The following is a 17859-nucleotide window of genomic DNA, read 5'->3' as shown; positions in this document are numbered from 1 at the left end:
TCGCCCTTTTCTGTGTTTAAACACTGTTAGGGTTTTCTACTTTCGATACATCAACAAAAAATAGATGAATTTTTTATCTACTAAAACTGATTTTCAACGATAGATTTTTGCCAAACCTCACTTATCACGCATATTTACCATCAATCACCAAACATTACCGTTAATCATCTTGCCGAACTAGACCTTTTAAAAATTCGTAATATAGAACCCAACAAAACGATTTAACTTCACCGCCATGAGGAATGAGACATGAATAAATTAATTACAGCAACTATCGCAGCAGCAAGCATTTTATCTTTCAACGCAGCCGCTAAAGTAACACCATCAGATAATAGCTTATCGTCAAAAATCTGCGCCGCTGCAGCAAATGAGCAAGATGGTAAATTACGTCGTTTACTTAAGCAGGAAAACAAAAACGTACGTAAAGCTGCTGAAAATATTTTATGTAACGGTAAGTCGCTAGAGGCATTTGCACAAGACATCAAAAACGCAAAAGTAGCAAAGCAATTTAGCGATAACACAGACTATATTGCTAAGCGCTAATAAACCAATTACCTGAAGTTAAAAGGGCGAGTTTACCTAAGTAAACTCGCCCTTTTTGATTCTTAAAGCCCTTCGGCCTTTGCAATTATGCACAAACCAATCGGTAGCCTATGCCTCGCTTAGTTTCTATCATGCTCTCGTCTTGATCTGACAACATTAGCTTTTTACGTAACTTACCAATATATACATCAACAACATTGGTCATTGGATCCATTTCCATACCCCACACATTACTTAAAATGCGCTCGCGGCTAAGGTACTTGCCAGGGTTTGTCATTAGCAGTTCAAGTATCGCCATCTCTTTAACCGTTAGTGAAATTTCTTTATCTGCCAAGGTTACAATGTAGCTGTCACGATCAAATCTCAACTCTTCAAACGTTAATGTATTCGAACGTGCTTTTTGCGATGGCTTGCGACGCGTAACCGCTTCAATTCGCGCCAAAAGTTCTTCATATGCAAAAGGCTTAGTTACGTAATCATCTGCACCTAAACGTAAGCCATGCACAATATCCTGAGAAGCATCCATGGCGGTCAGCATAATGATTGGAATCTCAAAGTTTTTAATGCGTAATGCCTGACACACTTCTAAGCCGTTTAAACCCGGAAGCATTATATCGAGCAAAATCAGATTAAAATCGCCTTCAAGCGCCAGATCTAAACCTTCTTTACCGTCGCTGGCGCGCACCACAAAGTACCCTTCAGCACGCAATCCGCGCTCTAAAAAACTCGCTACGCGGTCATCGTCTTCAACTAATAAAATTCTCATTACGTTCCTCACCATTTAATGGTAATAGTATAGTCGCCACAGAGCCTACACCTGAAGCATTTGATTTTAAACTAATATGACCGCCATGCGCATCAACTATCGCTTTTGCAACAGGCAGACCTAACCCCGAACCCGGTGTGTTTGAACGGTTGCTACGATAAAAGCGTTCAAAAATATTTTCCAACTCTTGCTTAGTAACACCCTGACCTGCGTCAATTATTTTAATAATAACCACTTGCTGACGACACAATACTTTAACTTCTGTAACCGCATGTTCAGTCGAGTAGCTAAGTGCATTTTCTAACAAAATCATTAGTACTTGGCGAATTCTACGTTCATCAAGCTCAAGACTGATCTCTTCGCTAATATCAAATACTATATCTTGTTTGCGCTCTTGCGCTTTACGACGGTACACATAACACAAATCCTGAATCAACTTTGATAGATTCACTTCACTACAAGAAAGCCTTAACTCACCTGCGCTCGACCGCGCAACTAGCATCAAATCATCGATCAATGCAGTGGTATGACTTACTTGATCAACAACTGCAACAAGGGTTTCAAGGTAATCATCAACATTCTCTGAATGACTGCGTAACAAGATCTCTGATTCACCGCGAATTATTGTAAGAGGCGTGCGTAATTCATGAGAAATATCAGCTAAAAATTGGCGACGCTGCTTATCAACATAGGCCAATTTTTCGTTACTCAAAGCCAAGGCTTTTGTCCGCTCTTGTACTTTTTCTTCTAGCTGAAGTTTAGCCTCACCCAATTCTGTTTGTTTTGTTTTTAGCTCACTTGCCATAAAGTTTAAGGCATCTGCAAGCTTGGCAAATTCGGTGTCTTTTAATTTTGGAATACGGTGTTCTAGTTTGCCGGCTGTAAACTGGCTAGCTGCAAACTGAAGTTGTTTTGTTGCCTTTGAAATACGCTGCCAAAAAAACCAAATGGTCAGCATCATAAACAAACTTAATAGCCCGAGTGCAATTGCCAAGTAGCGGTTATTGCGCTCAGACATAATTTTACTGTTATCACGGATCGCTTCAGCCTGTAAATTTTCTTGCTTTACGGCCTCACTTATTAAGGCATTAAACTCTGCATGCACGCCCTGTTGCTGCAATAAACGATACAGGCTTTGCGCTTCAGATAATTCACCACGTGTAATCAGCGACCTGATTTCTTGTGAAGTCGTAATAATGCGCTCAACTTTTTGTGTTACGCGGTCTAACAACGCGAGTTCATTTTGCGTGCTGACCTCAGGTGCCAAGGCTACTTTTTTTAACAGGGAATTACGTACTTCAACAATTGCTGTACGCAACTTTTGCTCATTTTCTTCACGTAACTCAGGCGCAAGCACAATGCCGTTACGCGACATTTCACCAATCGCAACAAGCTTTTCGAAAGTGTAAAGGGCGATATTTGAATACTGGTTAAGAATTTTATGAACAAGTTCTGATTTTTGTGCATTGTCTTTAAAGCGGTTTGAACTATCAAAGTAAAGACCTGCCATCGCTGAGCTGAACAGTGAAATAATCACTAACGCGATAAGTAATTTATGAGTAAGGCGACTTTGGATTTGATAAGGAAGGTGATTCAACTGCTTTTCCATTCAATGGGTTACCAACTAACTAGTGCATAAATACTAAGTTAGCCGTAAATCTGCGAGTTTACTATATTGTTAGAAGTAAAAAGAGTTAATAATTCACCTACCTATTAACTCTCACAACAACAATATTGGGATTGCGTTCCTGTCCCCTGAAAATACCATCGACTGAAATATTCTTGCGTCAATTAAAGCCGACGGTAATACAGGAACGCGAGACATATAGTAATGACAACAGCTAAATTAAGCCTGTTGAATTAATTAAACTTTCCTAAGTCATATTTAAAAATTAGTTAAACAACATAACTTACTTAAAAAAGCATTAGATTATTAAATTAAAAAAGGCTGTAATTTATAAAATTACAGCCTTTTAAACAGGTGCGAACGGTCGCAAATAAATCATCATTTATTTATATGCAACTGCGCCTGCTAATGCGAGTTTTTTGCCATAGCGGTTTAATTTAGCTAATAAGCTTTTTTTACCGTTATTAGAACGAGTTAATTGACCTTGAGATTGGCCACCTTGATTTAACGCTTGTTTAGTCATGTGATTGCTCCTGTTGTTTAACTAAGTGCTATTTTGCGTTTAAAAATGGTTAAAATCCAATCAATAAAATTATCATTTTGACATGAATTTTTCTAATGCGAAATCAAAGTAACTATAGTTGCATATAAACTGCATAAATGTGCAAAACCCAATCCTATCTATTTGACCTAAAAGCCTTAAACGGGCAAGCTTGTGCTTAGCGTTTTATTAATCACCATTTCATGAATAAACATTATCTAATTGTTTTAAACCCACTACCAAATAAACAAAAAAAATATTGGTTAAATTGGCTTGTTACCACCTTAAAGCAGCAACAACATAGCTACTATATTTTTACGACCTCAGCAGTATTAGCGGATAACCAACTTTTCTTTAAACAACATTTAGCAGAGTACACTGAAGTGATCATGCTGGGTGGTGATGGCACGCTGCACTTGCTAGCTAATTGCATGGCTTACAGCAACAAACCGATTACCGTTTTGCCGTGCGGTACAGGTAACGACTTTATGCGCAATTTTGCCTATAGCAAACAACAACTAAAGCAGTTAGTACAAAGCGATCGCGTAATCACAATTGATTTAGGAAAAGTTAATGCGCGTTATTTTATTAATAGTGCCGGTGTAGGCTTTGACGCTGAAATCGTAGAGCGCACCAAAGGAAATAAAGGCTGGTTAGCGCGTTTCAGCTATTTATATCATACCCTTGCTTGTCTTTTATTCTTTAAGGAGTCGCTCTTATCATTAAAGCAGCAAGGTAAAGAAACGCATTATAAAAACTTTCTTACGGTGTTTGCTAATGGCAAATACTTTGGCGGCGGTATGAAAATTGCGCCCAACGCAGAGCTAAACTCGTCGCACTTAATGCGTTACAGTGTAGAAAAAACGCATTTAGCCAAAAAGCTCTGGGCTTTACCTAAGCTCTATTACGGTAAACATATTTCGCTACCAGAAGTGAAGGAACACGCATTTACACAACTTGAAGTCCTAACCCCAAACTTGCCTGTGCAAGCAGATGGAGAATCTGCAGGCTACACACCTGTGGTGATTGAAGTAGCTAAAAGCGCGTTAACGATAAAAATAATTTAACACCATAAAAAAGGAGCCTAGGCTCCTTCACATTGATGACTGACGCTTTAATCTAAATTCAATATCCTTAATTTAGATTGATGACTTTTTAGTTTCCACTTTAAATACATCGTAATTTGCAAGTGCCGGAATACGCGCTTGTAACTCATCCTCTTGCATTGCTAGGTCTTTAAAGTCAAAACACATTTGGTCGGCTCTTTGCTCAATATTCTTCGCTTGTAGCTCAACTTTTTCTTCAATTTGCTCGCCCATACGTTCCATGCGCTGCTCAAACTCGCTCATATCACCGCCAGAACTTAACATTTCGCTACCTAAAGTAATCAGCAAGCTGCCAATGGATTCCATAATCATTTCTTCCATTGCTTGTTCCATTTGCTGGTCGAACTTACTATCGAATGTGTCGCCAATGTTATCGAAACGGCCTTGATCCATAATGAATGTGCCACCGTCATAAAATGCAGCGTGAATTTCATCGCCAATCTCTGACATCATTTGTTCCATTGTAGCCATATTTTTTAAGCCAAATGCACTGCCCACTTCGCTTAGCGCAACACCTGCTAACGCGACACCTTCCATCGCTATCTCAGCCACTTGTGGAACCTGACCGCGCACATCGCTAGAGTAACGGGCAAGTAATGTTTGATCCGCTGCAGAGAGTGACTGCGCTTCGCCATTAATCTGCAAGTTACCATCTTGGTCAATAACTACTTCACCTGAAGCGGCTTTGATATTAACCGTATCAGGTGTAATTGATAGGGTGTTGTTAAATTCTAAATTGCAGCTATCCGACGAAAAGCTCATATTGCTGTCGTGACCATCTTGATGTGCTACTGCATTTGTTGATAAGCCAATACACGCTGCCACTGCTGTTGTTAAAAGTAATTGTTTCATAGTGATTCCCGTATCTTTTGCGTTTTAATTTTTTCTCTCGTTGATATAGCTATATCAAGGTCAGTGCCAAATTTAAAAAACATTTAAAATACATATAGATAACTATTTTCTCGTAACTTTGAGAGCTTCTAAAAAGCATTTAAAAACTAAAAAATAGTAAATTTAACCATGTGAGTTGTGTATTTGACTAAGTTATTTGAAATATATTTACTTGCGCAAAATACAATAATGGTTATTACTGTTTATGAGTGCTTAAACATTTAATGTTGAGGGTGATCATGAAAGACAATTACCAAAACATAAACAATCAAGAGCCGCTAAATAGCGATTTAGAAAACAACCAAGAAAACGAACATAAACGCGAAGTTAAAAAACGTTTAGAAGATATTTTAGAAAGAAAGCGATTACGAAAATCCATTGGCATGGATGACACCCACAATTACTGGGATGAGCTATAACAGCATTTCGCGCCATGGTTTAAAAACAATAATTAGCCACTGTTGATGCTTTATGTGGCGGGTATTTCACACCCCTAATTCCAAACTTAGTCACACAAAAATAATAAAAATCAGCCAATACACATTAATCCATAGAATTAGCGCGTGTCGATCTGAACGAGTTCACCTAAATTTAGGTTAACTGTGTTCGTTTAACTGCAACATTAAATCACCGAGCAATGCTTTTAGTTGGGACGCTTTATCAAGATCTAACCCTACTTTATCTACCAGTTGTGAAGGTAGGCACGAAAGCGATTGCTGTAGCGAGTTACCGTAATCAGTTAAATAAATACGTACTTTTCGCTCATCCCAATCATCACGCCTGCGCTCAATTAAATTGTTGTCGGCCATACGCTTTAAAATAGGCGTTAATGTATTATTGTTTAAAATCGCCTGCTGCCCAATTTCCCCCACAGTAACGCCATCTTGCTGCCATAAAATCAGTAAAATAACGTACTGCGGATAAGTTAATTTGTATTTGTCTAACTCAGGCTGGTAAAGCCGCGTCACTAGACGTGACGCCGCATAAATTGGGAAGCAAAGTTGATTTTCTAACAGTTGCTCGGGCTTACTTGCCATACTATTGCGCCAGCGCTTTTTCGATATAGCTAGCAAGTGCGTCAGGTTTTGTTGTTGGCGCAAAACGCTTAACTGGTTTGCCATCTCGGCCAATTAAAAACTTAGTAAAGTTCCACTTAATTTTATTGCCCAAAATACCCGACAATTCAGTGCGTAAATACTTATAAAGTGGGTGGCTATTTTCACCATTTACATCGATTTTCTCTGTCATAGTGAAATCACGCCATAGTTAATTAAACATTCACCCTGAATTTGTTCCGGCGAGCCTGGTTCTTGTTGGCCAAATTGGTTACACGGGCAACCAATAATAACTAAACCTTGGTCGCTATACTTTTTGTGTAACGCTTGAAGACCTTCATATTGTGGTGTTAATCCACACTTACTAGCAGTATTTACAACTAATACGACTTTGCCTGCAAAATCTGCAAAGTCGATATTCTGACCTTGCAAACTGTTAATACTAAATTGATAAAATGGTGTCATTAGCTTTCTCCTCTATTGCAGTCAAATATATCGTGCACGATATAATCGCACAATAATAGTTCAAAAATTGAAATAAATCGCGGTCATCTCGATTTAAACTCTTCAATTAAAAAATCTATTAATAAACGTACTCTTAAGGGCATTAGATCACGGTTGGGGTAAACCAGCCAAGAAGCGTTATCTGCAACTTGATATGAGTCTAATAAGCTTACTAATTTGCCACTTTCAATATAGTCCCCAACAATATCATACGCTAGATGAGCAATGCCTAAGCCCGATAAACACGCTTGCAGCAGCGCTTCTCCATTATTGCTGCGCCAACGTCCAGCCACCTTAAACTCTTTAATATTGTCGCCCATATTAAAGCGCCAACGGTTAGTAACTGCTATTAAACAATTATGCTCTATCAATTGCTCTGGGTGGCTTGGTGCAGGAAACCTTGCTAAGTACTCAGGCGATGCAACTAAAGTCATAACACGTGTTGAAAGTGGCCGCGCAATTAAATTAGAGTCAGCCATTCGGCCAAATCGAATCGCTAAATCAACGCCTTCGGCAATCAAATCTACATTGCGGTTATTAAAATCCATGGTAATCGACACTTGTGAATAACGCTGACAAAACTGCGCGAGCTTAGGTGCAATTTGCTTTGAGGCAAAATCGCCAGCACACGAGATTTTAATCTTGCCCTTCGGCTCTTGTTGTTCACCTTGCAGCGCTAGGTTAGCCTCTTCCATTGCAGATTGAATCGAGTGTAATGAGGCCGCATATTGCTGCCCAGCTTCAGTTAAATTAAGCGAACGCGTTGTTCGTTTTAACAGTGCAACCCCCAATCTCGACTCTAATTGCGAGACGCTACGGCTAATATGTGATGTTGACACATCAAGCACTTTAGCGGCTTGAGTAAAGCTACCACTGTCTACTACAGCCAAAAATTCGTTGATCCCTTGCCAGTTCATACTAAGCACCTATGCAAAAATAGAAATTAGAACACACTTATTATTGCATACATGCAAAAGTGATTTGTCAACAGTGGGGATTATCCCAACTCAGAAAAACGTTAGACTGGCTTTAATTACCGTACCTAATTGAGGCAATACAATGGAATTTAGTTTTGTAAATCCAACTAAAATTATTTTTGGCCAAGGCCAAATCGCAAGTATTCAACACGAGATCCCACAGTCAGCAAAAGTACTGGTTATTTATGGCGGTGGCAGTATCAAACAAAATGGTATTTACCAGCAGGTAACCGATGCCCTAAGTGAACACCAAGTTTTTGAGTTTTCGGGTATTGAGCCAAATCCGAGTTATGAAACCGCAATGCGTGCCGTTGCGCAAATCAAAGAGCACAACATCGATTACTTACTTGCGGTAGGCGGTGGCTCCGTTATCGATGGCACTAAGTTTATTGCTGCTGCGGCCAAGTTCAATGGTGAACCATGGGATATTTTAGCAAAAGCAGCAGAAGTAACAGACGCCCTGCCAATTGGTGTTGTACTTACCTTACCTGCGACAGGCTCGGAATCAAATAGCTATTCAGTTGTGTCTAAGCTCGACACCAACGACAAGCTGCCGTTTGCAAGTGAAAAAGTACAACCAAAGTTCGCTGTACTTGATGCACAAGTAACAAAAACACTACCAGAAAGACAATTAGCGAACGGTGTCGTTGACGCATTTGTGCACGTTATGGAGCAATACTTAACATTTGACCATGGCGCCAAAGTGCAAGATCGCTTTGCTGAAGGCTTATTGCATACGCTAATTGAAGATGGCCCACGTGTGTTCGCAGAACCAGATAATATGATGGTTCGTGAAAACCTAATGTGGTCGGCAACTATGGCACTAAACGGGCTAATTGGTGCAGGTGTACCACAAGACTGGTCTACACATATGCTTGGCCATGAGGTAACTGCATTATACGGTTTAGATCACGCGCAAACTCTCGCCATTGTGCTGCCACGTATGATGAATGCTATGCGCCAACAAAAAGAAGCGAAGTTATTGCAGTATGCTGAACGTATTTGGGGTATTACAGAGCAAGATAAAAACTTAGCCATTGACCAAGCGATTGAAAAAACCGAGGCGTTTTTCCACTCGGTAAACATGCCAACACGTTTAAGCGATTACCAGTTAGATGAAAAAGTAGCTGATGCCGTCGTTGAACAACTTGAACGTCACGGTATGACTGAACTGGGTGAAAGCCAACAAGTAACACTTGATATAAGCCGCGCAGTATTAAAGGCGTCGGTTTAAGCGCCCGCTTCTAAACTCTAACTGCTTTAAAGCAGTTAGAGTTTCAGTAAAAAGAACACCACTAAACTCACCACGGTAGTGACATATAAATTCTTAAAGCGATATGCCAGTAAAACGGCAACACCTGCTGCTATTAAATACGGATTATCGAGCGAAATAGCCAACTCCCCCTTTTGCACAAATACAATCGGTACCCAAATCGCGGTAAGTACACAGGGCGCGCTAAAACTTAAAAAACGCTGCATTTTAGGGCCAATGCTAAAGGGTAAACGCTTAGATAAAAATAAAAAACGCGTTGTGAACGTGACGCATGCCATCAAAAAAATAATCTCTAGCATTTTGCACCTCGTCTGCTTTCAAGCACATAACCCACACTCATGCCCAGCAGCGCTGCGAAAATAAGTCCAAGTTCAAATTGCCACAGTTTAAAAATAACAATACTGATAGCTGAGGTTAAACACGCTATTAAAACTGGCCAATTGTTGATGCTTGGGATCACCAAAGCGATAAAAATTGAGGCGATCGCAAAGTCTAACCCAAGCTGGGTGAGGTCCGGCAGTAATGCCCCTGCTACAACACCAATGAGCGTCCAAATATTCCAAGCGATATAAAAGCTGCCGCCCGCAACTAAGGCGTAAACTAGCCTAACTTTCCCTTGATATGCCCTATGGTGATGTGAAAAAGCAAAAAGCTCATCCGTTAGTAAAAACCCCAAGCCTAAACGCCACTTAAGTGGCTTATCAATTAAACGATGGCGTACACTTAAGCCATACAAAAAGTGGCGAGCGCTTATAATAAAAGTAGTGACTAAAATAGTGATAAGTGAGGCGTTACCAGCGATTAGTTCTATAGCAACCAGTTGCGCAGACCCGGCAAACACCAATAGTGACATTAGCTGTGCCTCAAGCGGACTAAAGCCCGATTGCACTGCCAGTGAGCCGCATAAAATACCCCATGGGATCACCGCTAGATTGAGTGGGAGCATATCCCAAAACCCTTTAGCAATTGCTGTTTTCATTTAATTCTCGTTGATTGACCAGTAATTTATGAGGCTTGGTAAAGTACTGCCTTGCTGTACTGTTTAGGGGTTAACCCCATATTCTTCTTAAAATATCGATGAAAGTGACTTTGGTCATAAAAACCAACAGATAGTGCCACTTCATTAATCGCAAGCCCCGAGCGTAGCATTTGCTTGGCACGATTTATACGAAATTGCGTTTGATAAACATGCGGTGTCATACCTGTTTCAGCCTTAAACTGTCGAATAAAGTGAAACGGACTCATATGAGCAATCGCGGCAAGTTCGGTCAAACTTATATTATCGAAATAATAATCACGCAAATAATCAAGCGCAGTGTTTAATTGTGGTTTGCGTGATAGCCCTTTTAAATTAAAAGCACTTTTATTATGGCGAGCAATTAAATTAATTAATAATTGATACAATGCTGACTGCTTTGCCAATACACTTTTCTCAGTCGCGAGTAAATCAAAGGTAAACGCCATTTGCTGCGCTAACATAGGGTCGAACACTACCGCTTGTTCAAAATAGGGCGCGCCTAGTTTTGCTTTACCAATATCATCCGTTAGCCCTTCAAATAACTCTGGGGTTGGATACATAGCACGGTAACCCCAGCCATGCTCAGTCGCAGTTTGACCATTATGCACTTGGTCTGCATTAACTAAGATAATACTGCTTGCTGGCGCAACATGATTTGCACCACTGCGAAAAAACCGCTGTGCACCATTTTCAATTAGCCCTATGGTATAGCCTTCGTGACTATGGCGTGCGAAATTCTGCTGCTTATACTGCGCTTTAAGTACTTCGAGTCCATTTAAATCCTGATGATATTGAAAGACTGTTTTTTCCATGAACGCTTCTCAAAAATAAAGGGAGCAAAATATTTACACAATCAGTATAGCCAAGCGGTTTTTTTAAAATTGTACAAAATTGCTCAATAGCATTTTTTATGATGTTTAACGTATTTGCTTACCGTATTTATCTGATTTATGGCAACATAGTAATACTTCAATTTAGGTCTAACGACCTTACATATTGATTTATTTTTATAACACGCTTTAGGGGCCAAAATGCAAAAAACACAAGTATGGGATGGATTTATCCGTTTTTTCCATTGGAGCATGGTCGCATTGGTTGCAACACTTTACTATTCGGCTGAAAACAGCCTTATGGAAGTGCACTTTGTCGCAGGCTTCACACTATTAGCACTATTAGCAACACGTATTATTTGGGGTATTATCGGCAGTGATACTGCAAAGTTATCGGCATTACTGCATTCACCCAAAAGCACGATCGCAGCGATTAAAGGGCAACAACAAGCTAAACCAGGGCACAACGCAGCTGGTAGTTATATGGTGATCGCGTTTCTTATATTACTTATTTCGCAAGCCGTTACGGGTTTAATGACCACAGACGATATAATGTATGATGGCCCGTTAGTGGCTATGGTAAGCAGTGATCTTTCTTCGCTTGCTGGCAGCTTACACCACAAAATTTTTGACTTAATCTTGATTGCTATCGCACTGCATATTGCAGCTATTGTTATTTATAAACTAAAAGGCAAAGCACTTGTGCCGCCTATGATCACAGGCAAAACAGCAGAAAGTTATGAACAAAGTGTCAAAATGAAAAGCGGTTGGCTAGGTTTTGCGATTTTTGCAGTGCTTGCCACGGCTATTCTCTACGTTTGGGGCGCTGAGTCAATTAGTACATTGATAGGCTAAACTAACACCAAGCGCTCACATTAAAAAAGGTCAGCATATGCTGACCTTTTTTTGCGATTAACTTAAGCAATTAATCTTTGAAAGACTTGTGACAATCTTTACAGCCTTTTGCCCAAGCGCCAAATGCTGGCTTAATTACTTTTGGGTCACCTGACTGTGCAGCAACAGCTAGTTTATCCGCATAATCAGCAAACGCATTTGCTTTTTGCATAAACGTTTCATTGTCTGACCATACAGCTGCTAGTGCAGACGTATCGCCTTTATCTGTGCCCGCGTAAAACGCTTCCCAAGGCATTTTTGATAATGCTGCAGCATTGTTAGCACGCATTTGGAAAGTTTCCGCGTTAAATTCAACTTTACCTTTCAACATATCGCCCATATTTGCGATTTGCGTACGAATTAACTGAAACGCTTGTTGACGGTATTCGATAGCATCCTCTGCTTCTTTGAATGCAGGGTTAGCGTTTGCAAGTGCTGGTGCAGCAATTGCAGCTGCAAGAACTAATGTTCTTAATTTCATAGTTTGCCCCTAATATTATTAACTTACCAATTATTACAGCATCCCATTCAATGCTGCAACTGGAAACGACCAATCCGCGAATTTACGCGTTATAAGATTTAAATGGTGTATTCTTTTGTTACCAAAGCACTTTTTCAATGGTGTTTGGCGCTTCACCAATCAAGGTCGAAACCACGCGATTTTGCTTATCTAACAAAATAATGCGTGGCACACCCGCGTTGGCAAATTGACTATAAATTTTACGTTCTGGATCAGCCACCATGGTGAAGTTAGTTGCAAACTTTTCTGAAAAGTTCACTAAGCTTTGCGTATCTTCTTCTCGACCAATCGCAATAATCTGCAGATCAGGGTCTGCGATAAGTGGCGATGCCATTAACTGTTTAACAAAACGCTGTGAATCACTACACCAAGTGGCGAAAAGTAACACTAACTTGCGCTTGTCTTCGGCCAACTCAACCGTCTCACCTTTCATATCGTTAAATTGTGAGATAGGAAAAGATTCCCCTTGAGCAATATAGGTTTCGTAATTGGGTTTCTGGTAGGTGGTTTGATTTTTTGGCGTTTGCGCACAACCTGCTAGCGTTCCTAGCAACATCAGAGGTAATAGGTATTTCATTTATATTCCATATAATTATTTACGCTGGACTCAGTGTTAAAAATTTAGCATCATGCGTCAAGCTATCACTGAGTAATATTTAAGTCCTTGTTTGAGCTACCTATCACTATTTTTTACCGCATTTATTGCTGCAACACTACTTCCCACAGCCTCTGAAGGCATGCTTGCTTATCTCACCCAGCAACAATACAACATTACTTTGCTGTGGTTTAGTGCAACATTGGGTAACACTTTAGGTAGCTGCGTTAATTGGTGGTTAGGAAAGGAGCTTAATCGCTTTAAAGATAGAAAGTGGTTTGCAGTATCTGAGCAACAACTAGAAAAAGCACAGCAAAGCTTTAATCGTTACGGCAGAGCCAGTTTATTATTAGCTTGGCTGCCCATTGTGGGCGATCCACTCACCTTTGTTGCTGGCATTATGCGGGTGCCGTTTTCTATTTTTGTATTGCTTGTAGCTATTGGAAAAGCACTGCGATACGCCATAGTTATTGCTATGGCGCTACAGTTTTTTTAGCTTGGCTTTTGCCATGCAAGCGTAAGCGATACCGAATCAGCAAAGCGCAATGCATGTGGCTTATCGATAGACACTTTGGCAAATGTCACACTTGAATGGCGATGACACTCTTCCAGTACATCAGCTACCAATTTTTCAAGCAGCAAAAAGTGGCCGTTTTCCACCAGCTCAATCACTGCTTTGGTGATGTCTTTATAGTTTACCGCTTGGTCTACTTGATCGGTAACACAGGCCATATCGGCTGGATAATGCACTTCAATATTAATCACTACATCTTGCTTTTTTTCACGCTCTTCAGGGTTAAAGCCAATGTAAGTGCGCAGGCGTAAATTCGTTATATTTATAATCGCATTGAGCATAGTTACCCCTTAACTAACTGCAAGAATTCATTGCGTGTTTTTGGATCTTCACGGAAATTACCCAACATCACAGACGTACGCATTTTGGAGTTTTGTTTCTCTACACCGCGCATCATCATGCACATGTGTTTGGCCTCAACAATAACACCCACACCTTTCGCGTTGGTAACTTGTTGCACCGCTTCAGCAATTTGATGCGTAAGCTGTTCTTGAATTTGAAAGCGGCGTGCAAACATATCAACAATACGCGCAAACTTTGATAAACCAAGTACTTTACCATCGGGAATATAGGCAATATGACAACGACCAACAAAAGGTAATAAATGATGCTCACACATAGAATACAGCTCAATATCTTGTATCAACACCATGTCGTCGGCATCTGAGGTAAACACTGCATTGTTTGTAATTTCGTCAAGCGTTTGACGATAACCTTTAGTCAGGTACTCCATTGCCTTGGCAGCTCGTTTTGGCGTATCAAGCAGGCCTTCGCGCTCAGGATTTTCGCCAACCGCTTCAATAATTTGTCGGTAGTTTTCAGCTAGTTTCTTTTCCATTTTTCTGTCCTATTTTAGGTGGCGACCACCATCGAGTTGCAATGTGCGTCCTGTCATATAATTGCTGTTTAAAATCATTTCGATACCATTAATAACTTCTGCTGTGCCGGGTTCTAACGCCATAATCGATTTTTTAAGGGTTTTTGCACGGTAAGCATCATCATCGTGGTCATTAAAAATAATTAATGACGGCGCAATCGAATTTACTTTCACTTTTGGCGCTAACTTGGCAGAAAAAGAACGCGTTAAATTATCAAGCGCCGCTTTACTTGCGGCATAAGCAATATGCTTTGGGCTACCTTTTTCAACAACGTAATCAGTAATATGGATAATATCACTGTGTTCGTCGCTGCTATTTTGTAATAAAGGCGTAAGTGCTAAGTTTAATAAATAAGGCACTTTTGCATGAATATTCATCATGTTATCAAATAAACTATTAAAGTCTGGGTTCTTGCTTTCGCAATCCCAACTTGATGCATTATGAATAATCGCACTGAGTTCGTTAGTGTGGCTTTTAACTTGTTCTACCAACTTTTCTACGGCATCACTTTGCTCAAAGTCACATGCTAAACAAATAGCGCCGAGCTCCAACAACTCATCTACTGACGCATGTTTAGTGCGATAAGTAATAATCAGTTTGTCGCCTTTATTTAAAAAATGCTTTGCTAAATCAAGGCCAATACGCTGCGCCGCGCCGGTAATTAATATTGTTGCCATATAGTTTTAATAAATTATCGTTGAGGTTTTTTGTTTCTAATTTAACTATAAACCTAACTTCTTGATTTATTAAGTGGTTAAGCAAATTAAACTAAATTACACCGAGATTTATACTGTTTTTCACGACGCTTAGATCTGTAACATGCCATTTCTTGGTTGCTTGCTTCAGTAAATTCATTTTGGTATTAGGGTATGTTGATCTTTCAAGTTCATTTTTGCAGCAGCTTGATAGGGTTTTATAAAAAGCAAAAGCTGCGTGCCATATTCTATGTGAGTCAGCCGATAGCGCACGCCAAGATAGCGCTTTAATTATTTACCTTGTCTTTGCATCAAATACTTTGCTATTTTGTAAACAATCAAAAATGACAGCGCTGTCCATGAATTTTAAAAACCGAAGCTTCCGTCAATACATTCCCCTTTTATTTTTAGCTAGTACTTATATTTGCTGGCTATTCATGCAGGGAATTAACAGTGCATTGGCTAATTTTATGTCGCAAATTAGTATTGCGATTACTATGATATTCGGATCATTTGTTGCTGGCGGTACAGCGCTTGGCGGCGGTGCTGTTGCTTTTCCAGTCATGACTAAAGTGCTGGCCATTGAACCTGCTACTGCGAAAGTATTTTCACTTGCTATTCAGAGCTTTGGGATGACCGCTGCCAGTCTCACCATTATATTTAGCGGCATCAAATATTACCGTTCAGTTGTATTGCTTGCGCTTTTTGGCGCATTACCCGGCGTCGCTATCAGCTTGTTGTTTATTGCAGACCTTCTGCCTAGATTGGTTACAAAATCACTGTTTAGCGTTTTTTTATTAGTCTTTGCCATCACCCTGCTTCGTGCTCATTGGAAAGGTAAACAGCAGTTAGATATAGACTTAAGCTGTAAAAAGAATAATGCGTTAGTGGTATTTGTGGCGTTGTTAGGAGGTATCGTCAGCGGCTTGATTGGCTCAGGGGCAGATATCGCTATTTTTGCCTTGCTAATGCTGCATTTTAAAGCTGATTTAAAGGTCGCGACTGCCACGTCAGTCATCGTTATGGCGGTAACATCAGTATTTGCTAGTGGTATAAATTTGTTATATTTAAACGCGATAACCGCGCCAATATCTCAATATGTATTGGCGGCGATTCCGGTTGTTGTAATAGGCGCACCTCTGGGCGCCTACTGCTGCGCAAAAGTACCCAAATCCGTGTTACTAAGCTTTTTGCTAATGCTCATTGGTCTTGAAGTTGCCTTTACCCTGTATGAAATAATTGGCAATTTATAAAACTCTTCGGGTTACTCAGGTAAACGTTCAGAACTGCGTATTTGGTCGTCAAATAGTACGTCATTATCGGCAACATCTAATCCCATACAATCCCGCAACGCTTCAAAACAATCTATGTTGGCTTGCGCCCACATAATATCATCAGCCGTCACTTTAAGACGCCCTTCGCTTTGTGCTCTTTGCATCGCTAACATTTCAATTAACGTTGTCATCGCTGTTCCTTAAGCAACAATAATGCAGTTTCTACCTGATTCTTTCGCTTTATACAGTGCTTTATCTGCACGCTCGATAAACATTTCACACGATTCACCATCAAACTCGGCAACACCAAAACTGGCTGAAATACTGCGCAATGATTTACCTGTTTTATTGTCTTTTAACGCCAAACGTTCAATATCGACACGAATTTTTTCTAAATAATTAACCGCTGAGCGCTTGTCTTTAAACTGGCTCAAAATACAAAACTCTTCTCCACCATAGCGGTACGCAGCATTAAGTTCATCGGCGTGTTTTTTTAATCTTTCAGCAACCACTTTTAGTACGAGGTCGCCTTTTTGATGACCGAAATCATCGTTAAACTGTTTAAAATTATCGATATCCACAATGGTTAAATAGAGCTTTAAAACACTGTGGTGACTGTTACACAATAAGTCGAGATCTTCATCGAATGACTTACGATTATTAAGGCCTGTTAATCCATCTTTCGATGCCGCTCTTTTCGATTCATTGAGCTCGCTGCGCAGCTTGGAAATCTCTTGATATGCAGCACGTAATTGCTGCTGAAAACGCTCGGTTGTATGCTGCATGCTTTTTGACTCTTCCGACAGCTTATTAACTAATTCTAAAATATCTCGTTCTGATGCGTCTTCTTTTGAAAAATCGCTCAGCTCTTGATTACATGAGCTCAAAACTTCACTAAAGTCATTGGCTGAATTTAAGGTTTGCCCAACGTTTTTTTCAACCTCTGCAACAACCGCATTAATGTCTTCAGCAACTGAATCAAACAGCTCAAGATCTTTGTCTGATAAAAACTCTTCAAATAAATCCCGTGACAGTGCAGGCGGGCAAGTACCAAAGGTTCTTAACGCAGAATCCAGCTTTTGATTTAACTTGGGATGGTTACCAGATACATAGCTATACCAAAGCGCATAATTTGCGGGCGTAACCGCAATATTGTACTTAACCATTAACGGCACAGCTTTGCGTAAACACTCCGCTGAGTGAGATAAGGTATTTTTCAAACGAAACTCCACTTTATAATCCTTATGCGTTCCGTAGCTATAATTCGTGTACGATTTTTAGCCGCAATATAAGTGTTC

Annotated in this window: 23 protein-coding genes and 1 pseudogene; 7 read left to right on the top strand and 17 right to left on the bottom strand. The window is 40.1% G+C overall.

The window, feature by feature from the left end; translation table 11 throughout:
• The first annotated feature begins 249 nt into the window (after positions 1-249).
• Positions 250-543 carry a DUF3718 domain-containing protein gene (locus C2M30_RS19975; RefSeq protein WP_105173070.1) on the top strand — a complete coding sequence of 98 codons (294 nt, stop codon included), beginning with the start codon at positions 250-252 and terminating at the stop codon, positions 541-543.
• Positions 544-628: 85 nt separating this feature from the next.
• On the opposite strand, the gene C2M30_RS19970 is transcribed toward C2M30_RS19975, so the two are convergent.
• From C2M30_RS19970 to C2M30_RS21575, 3 genes are all read right to left on the bottom strand, one after another.
• The gene (locus C2M30_RS19970) at positions 629-1309 is read right to left on the bottom strand and encodes a response regulator transcription factor (protein WP_010561387.1); all 681 of its coding nucleotides are present in this window, start codon (positions 1307-1309) and stop codon (positions 629-631) included.
• Complete coding sequence (locus C2M30_RS19965; protein ID WP_105173069.1) at positions 1290-2918, bottom strand: sensor histidine kinase; 1629 nt, start codon at positions 2916-2918, stop codon at positions 1290-1292. The genes C2M30_RS19970 and C2M30_RS19965 overlap by 20 nt, the downstream gene beginning before the upstream one ends.
• Before the next feature lie 400 nt (positions 2919-3318).
• Positions 3319-3459, bottom strand: coding sequence for a hypothetical protein (locus tag C2M30_RS21575; RefSeq protein WP_157813522.1), 141 nt, complete (start codon positions 3457-3459; stop codon positions 3319-3321).
• Between the two features lie 221 nt (positions 3460-3680).
• Between C2M30_RS21575 and C2M30_RS19960 the strand changes: the two genes are divergently transcribed.
• Complete coding sequence (locus C2M30_RS19960) at positions 3681-4544, top strand: diacylglycerol/lipid kinase family protein (RefSeq protein WP_105173068.1); 864 nt, start codon at positions 3681-3683, stop codon at positions 4542-4544.
• 72 nt (positions 4545-4616) lie between these two features.
• On the opposite strand, the gene C2M30_RS19955 is transcribed toward C2M30_RS19960, so the two are convergent.
• Positions 4617-5435 (bottom strand): YggN family protein, encoded by an 819-nt coding sequence (locus C2M30_RS19955; RefSeq protein ID WP_105173067.1) that lies wholly within the window; start codon positions 5433-5435, stop codon positions 4617-4619.
• 278 nt (positions 5436-5713) lie between these two features.
• Here C2M30_RS19955 and C2M30_RS19950 point away from each other — a divergent pair, with 278 nt between their 5' ends.
• On the top strand, positions 5714-5893 hold the full coding sequence (locus C2M30_RS19950) for a PA3496 family putative envelope integrity protein (RefSeq protein WP_040641207.1): 180 nt from the start codon (positions 5714-5716) through the stop codon (positions 5891-5893).
• Between the two features lie 177 nt (positions 5894-6070).
• Here C2M30_RS19950 and C2M30_RS19945 read toward each other — a convergent pair whose 3' ends face one another.
• The 3 genes and pseudogenes from C2M30_RS19945 to C2M30_RS19935 form a co-directional block, all read right to left on the bottom strand.
• Entirely contained in the window at positions 6071-6511 is a 441-nt protein-coding gene (locus C2M30_RS19945) for a MarR family winged helix-turn-helix transcriptional regulator (RefSeq protein ID WP_010561382.1), read from the bottom strand.
• 1 nt (position 6512) lies between these two features.
• Positions 6513-6994: pseudogene (locus C2M30_RS19940) on the bottom strand (glutathione peroxidase).
• Between the two features lie 83 nt (positions 6995-7077).
• On the bottom strand, positions 7078-7950 hold the full coding sequence (locus tag C2M30_RS19935) for a LysR family transcriptional regulator (protein WP_010561380.1): 873 nt from the start codon (positions 7948-7950) through the stop codon (positions 7078-7080).
• Positions 7951-8092: 142 nt separating this feature from the next.
• Here C2M30_RS19935 and C2M30_RS19930 point away from each other — a divergent pair, with 142 nt between their 5' ends.
• Positions 8093-9244, top strand: coding sequence for an iron-containing alcohol dehydrogenase (locus C2M30_RS19930; protein ID WP_105173066.1), 1152 nt, complete (start codon positions 8093-8095; stop codon positions 9242-9244).
• Positions 9245-9279: 35 nt separating this feature from the next.
• Here the strand turns inward: C2M30_RS19930 and C2M30_RS19925 are convergent, their stop codons facing one another.
• Genes C2M30_RS19925 through C2M30_RS19915 form a run of 3 tightly spaced genes read right to left on the bottom strand, consistent with a single transcriptional unit; the run spans position 9280 to position 11113 of the window.
• Entirely contained in the window at positions 9280-9582 is a 303-nt protein-coding gene (locus C2M30_RS19925) for an AzlD domain-containing protein (RefSeq protein ID WP_010561378.1), read from the bottom strand.
• On the bottom strand, positions 9576-10262 hold the full coding sequence (locus C2M30_RS19920) for an AzlC family ABC transporter permease (protein WP_100914424.1): 687 nt from the start codon (positions 10260-10262) through the stop codon (positions 9576-9578). Before C2M30_RS19920 ends, C2M30_RS19925 begins: the two co-directional genes overlap by 7 nt.
• Before the next feature lie 26 nt (positions 10263-10288).
• Positions 10289-11113, bottom strand: coding sequence for an AraC family transcriptional regulator (locus tag C2M30_RS19915; protein ID WP_105173065.1), 825 nt, complete (start codon positions 11111-11113; stop codon positions 10289-10291).
• A gap of 219 nt (positions 11114-11332) precedes the next feature.
• On the opposite strand from C2M30_RS19915, the gene C2M30_RS19910 reads away from it, so the two are divergent.
• The gene (locus C2M30_RS19910; protein ID WP_105173064.1) at positions 11333-11986 is read left to right on the top strand and encodes a cytochrome b/b6 domain-containing protein; all 654 of its coding nucleotides are present in this window, start codon (positions 11333-11335) and stop codon (positions 11984-11986) included.
• Between the two features lie 70 nt (positions 11987-12056).
• Here the strand turns inward: C2M30_RS19910 and C2M30_RS19905 are convergent, their stop codons facing one another.
• Complete coding sequence (locus C2M30_RS19905) at positions 12057-12506, bottom strand: c-type cytochrome (RefSeq protein WP_010561374.1); 450 nt, start codon at positions 12504-12506, stop codon at positions 12057-12059.
• Between the two features lie 118 nt (positions 12507-12624).
• On the bottom strand, positions 12625-13122 hold the full coding sequence (locus C2M30_RS19900) for a TlpA family protein disulfide reductase (protein ID WP_105173063.1): 498 nt from the start codon (positions 13120-13122) through the stop codon (positions 12625-12627).
• A 91-nt stretch (positions 13123-13213) separates the two neighbouring features.
• Between C2M30_RS19900 and C2M30_RS19895 the strand changes: the two genes are divergently transcribed.
• Complete coding sequence (locus tag C2M30_RS19895; protein WP_105173062.1) at positions 13214-13636, top strand: YqaA family protein; 423 nt, start codon at positions 13214-13216, stop codon at positions 13634-13636.
• Here the strand turns inward: C2M30_RS19895 and folX are convergent.
• From folX to folM, 3 genes are read right to left on the bottom strand one after another with little or no spacing between them, the layout of a single operon-like run.
• Positions 13633-13995, bottom strand: a complete 363-nt coding sequence (folX, locus tag C2M30_RS19890) for a dihydroneopterin triphosphate 2'-epimerase (RefSeq protein ID WP_010561371.1) — start codon at positions 13993-13995, stop codon at positions 13633-13635. The genes C2M30_RS19895 and folX overlap by 4 nt on opposite strands.
• A 2-nt stretch (positions 13996-13997) precedes the next feature.
• Positions 13998-14552 (bottom strand): GTP cyclohydrolase I FolE, encoded by a 555-nt coding sequence (folE, locus tag C2M30_RS19885; protein WP_010561370.1) that lies wholly within the window; start codon positions 14550-14552, stop codon positions 13998-14000.
• A gap of 9 nt (positions 14553-14561) precedes the next feature.
• Positions 14562-15269 carry a dihydromonapterin reductase gene (gene folM, locus C2M30_RS19880; RefSeq protein ID WP_105173061.1) on the bottom strand — a complete coding sequence of 236 codons (708 nt, stop codon included), beginning with the start codon at positions 15267-15269 and terminating at the stop codon, positions 14562-14564.
• A gap of 362 nt (positions 15270-15631) precedes the next feature.
• On the opposite strand from folM, the gene C2M30_RS19875 reads away from it, so the two are divergent.
• Positions 15632-16540, top strand: a complete 909-nt coding sequence (locus tag C2M30_RS19875; protein ID WP_234004807.1) for a sulfite exporter TauE/SafE family protein — start codon at positions 15632-15634, stop codon at positions 16538-16540.
• An 11-nt stretch (positions 16541-16551) separates the two neighbouring features.
• Here C2M30_RS19875 and C2M30_RS19870 read toward each other — a convergent pair whose 3' ends face one another.
• Positions 16552-16752, bottom strand: coding sequence for a hypothetical protein (locus tag C2M30_RS19870; protein ID WP_054979358.1), 201 nt, complete (start codon positions 16750-16752; stop codon positions 16552-16554).
• A gap of 9 nt (positions 16753-16761) precedes the next feature.
• Positions 16762-17793 carry a GGDEF domain-containing protein gene (locus tag C2M30_RS19865; RefSeq protein ID WP_105173059.1) on the bottom strand — a complete coding sequence of 344 codons (1032 nt, stop codon included), beginning with the start codon at positions 17791-17793 and terminating at the stop codon, positions 16762-16764.
• Between the last annotated feature and the right edge of the window lie 66 nt (positions 17794-17859).

Source organism: Pseudoalteromonas sp. T1lg24 (assembly GCF_002964745.1).
Taxonomy (GTDB): Bacteria; Pseudomonadota; Gammaproteobacteria; order Enterobacterales; family Alteromonadaceae; genus Pseudoalteromonas; species Pseudoalteromonas spongiae.
This window is presented reverse-complemented; position numbering and strand designations above follow the sequence as displayed.

What these genes read in the sequence shown, in the direction of transcription:
- C2M30_RS19910 (WP_105173064.1), top strand. Translation starts at nt 11,333, where the DNA reads ATGCAAAAAACACAAGTATGGGATGGATTTATCCGTTTTTTCCATTGG.
- C2M30_RS19930 (WP_105173066.1), top strand. Translation starts at nt 8,093, where the DNA reads ATGGAATTTAGTTTTGTAAATCCAACTAAAATTATTTTTGGCCAAGGC.
- C2M30_RS19955 (WP_105173067.1), bottom strand. Translation starts at nt 5,435, where the DNA reads ATGAAACAATTACTTTTAACAACAGCAGTGGCAGCGTGTATTGGCTTA.
- C2M30_RS19960 (WP_105173068.1), top strand. Translation starts at nt 3,681, where the DNA reads ATGAATAAACATTATCTAATTGTTTTAAACCCACTACCAAATAAACAA.
- C2M30_RS19920 (WP_100914424.1), bottom strand. Translation starts at nt 10,262, where the DNA reads ATGAAAACAGCAATTGCTAAAGGGTTTTGGGATATGCTCCCACTCAAT.
- C2M30_RS19905 (WP_010561374.1), bottom strand. Translation starts at nt 12,506, where the DNA reads ATGAAATTAAGAACATTAGTTCTTGCAGCTGCAATTGCTGCACCAGCA.
- folX (WP_010561371.1), bottom strand. Translation starts at nt 13,995, where the DNA reads ATGCTCAATGCGATTATAAATATAACGAATTTACGCCTGCGCACTTAC.
- C2M30_RS19870 (WP_054979358.1), bottom strand. Translation starts at nt 16,752, where the DNA reads ATGACAACGTTAATTGAAATGTTAGCGATGCAAAGAGCACAAAGCGAA.
- C2M30_RS19970 (WP_010561387.1), bottom strand. Translation starts at nt 1,309, where the DNA reads ATGAGAATTTTATTAGTTGAAGACGATGACCGCGTAGCGAGTTTTTTA.
- C2M30_RS19925 (WP_010561378.1), bottom strand. Translation starts at nt 9,582, where the DNA reads ATGCTAGAGATTATTTTTTTGATGGCATGCGTCACGTTCACAACGCGT.
- folE (WP_010561370.1), bottom strand. Translation starts at nt 14,552, where the DNA reads ATGGAAAAGAAACTAGCTGAAAACTACCGACAAATTATTGAAGCGGTT.
- C2M30_RS19950 (WP_040641207.1), top strand. Translation starts at nt 5,714, where the DNA reads ATGAAAGACAATTACCAAAACATAAACAATCAAGAGCCGCTAAATAGC.
- folM (WP_105173061.1), bottom strand. Translation starts at nt 15,269, where the DNA reads ATGGCAACAATATTAATTACCGGCGCGGCGCAGCGTATTGGCCTTGAT.
- C2M30_RS19965 (WP_105173069.1), bottom strand. Translation starts at nt 2,918, where the DNA reads ATGGAAAAGCAGTTGAATCACCTTCCTTATCAAATCCAAAGTCGCCTT.
- C2M30_RS19935 (WP_010561380.1), bottom strand. Translation starts at nt 7,950, where the DNA reads ATGAACTGGCAAGGGATCAACGAATTTTTGGCTGTAGTAGACAGTGGT.
- C2M30_RS19945 (WP_010561382.1), bottom strand. Translation starts at nt 6,511, where the DNA reads ATGGCAAGTAAGCCCGAGCAACTGTTAGAAAATCAACTTTGCTTCCCA.
- C2M30_RS19875 (WP_234004807.1), top strand. Translation starts at nt 15,632, where the DNA reads ATGACAGCGCTGTCCATGAATTTTAAAAACCGAAGCTTCCGTCAATAC.
- C2M30_RS19975 (WP_105173070.1), top strand. Translation starts at nt 250, where the DNA reads ATGAATAAATTAATTACAGCAACTATCGCAGCAGCAAGCATTTTATCT.
- C2M30_RS19915 (WP_105173065.1), bottom strand. Translation starts at nt 11,113, where the DNA reads ATGGAAAAAACAGTCTTTCAATATCATCAGGATTTAAATGGACTCGAA.
- C2M30_RS21575 (WP_157813522.1), bottom strand. Translation starts at nt 3,459, where the DNA reads ATGACTAAACAAGCGTTAAATCAAGGTGGCCAATCTCAAGGTCAATTA.
- C2M30_RS19900 (WP_105173063.1), bottom strand. Translation starts at nt 13,122, where the DNA reads ATGAAATACCTATTACCTCTGATGTTGCTAGGAACGCTAGCAGGTTGT.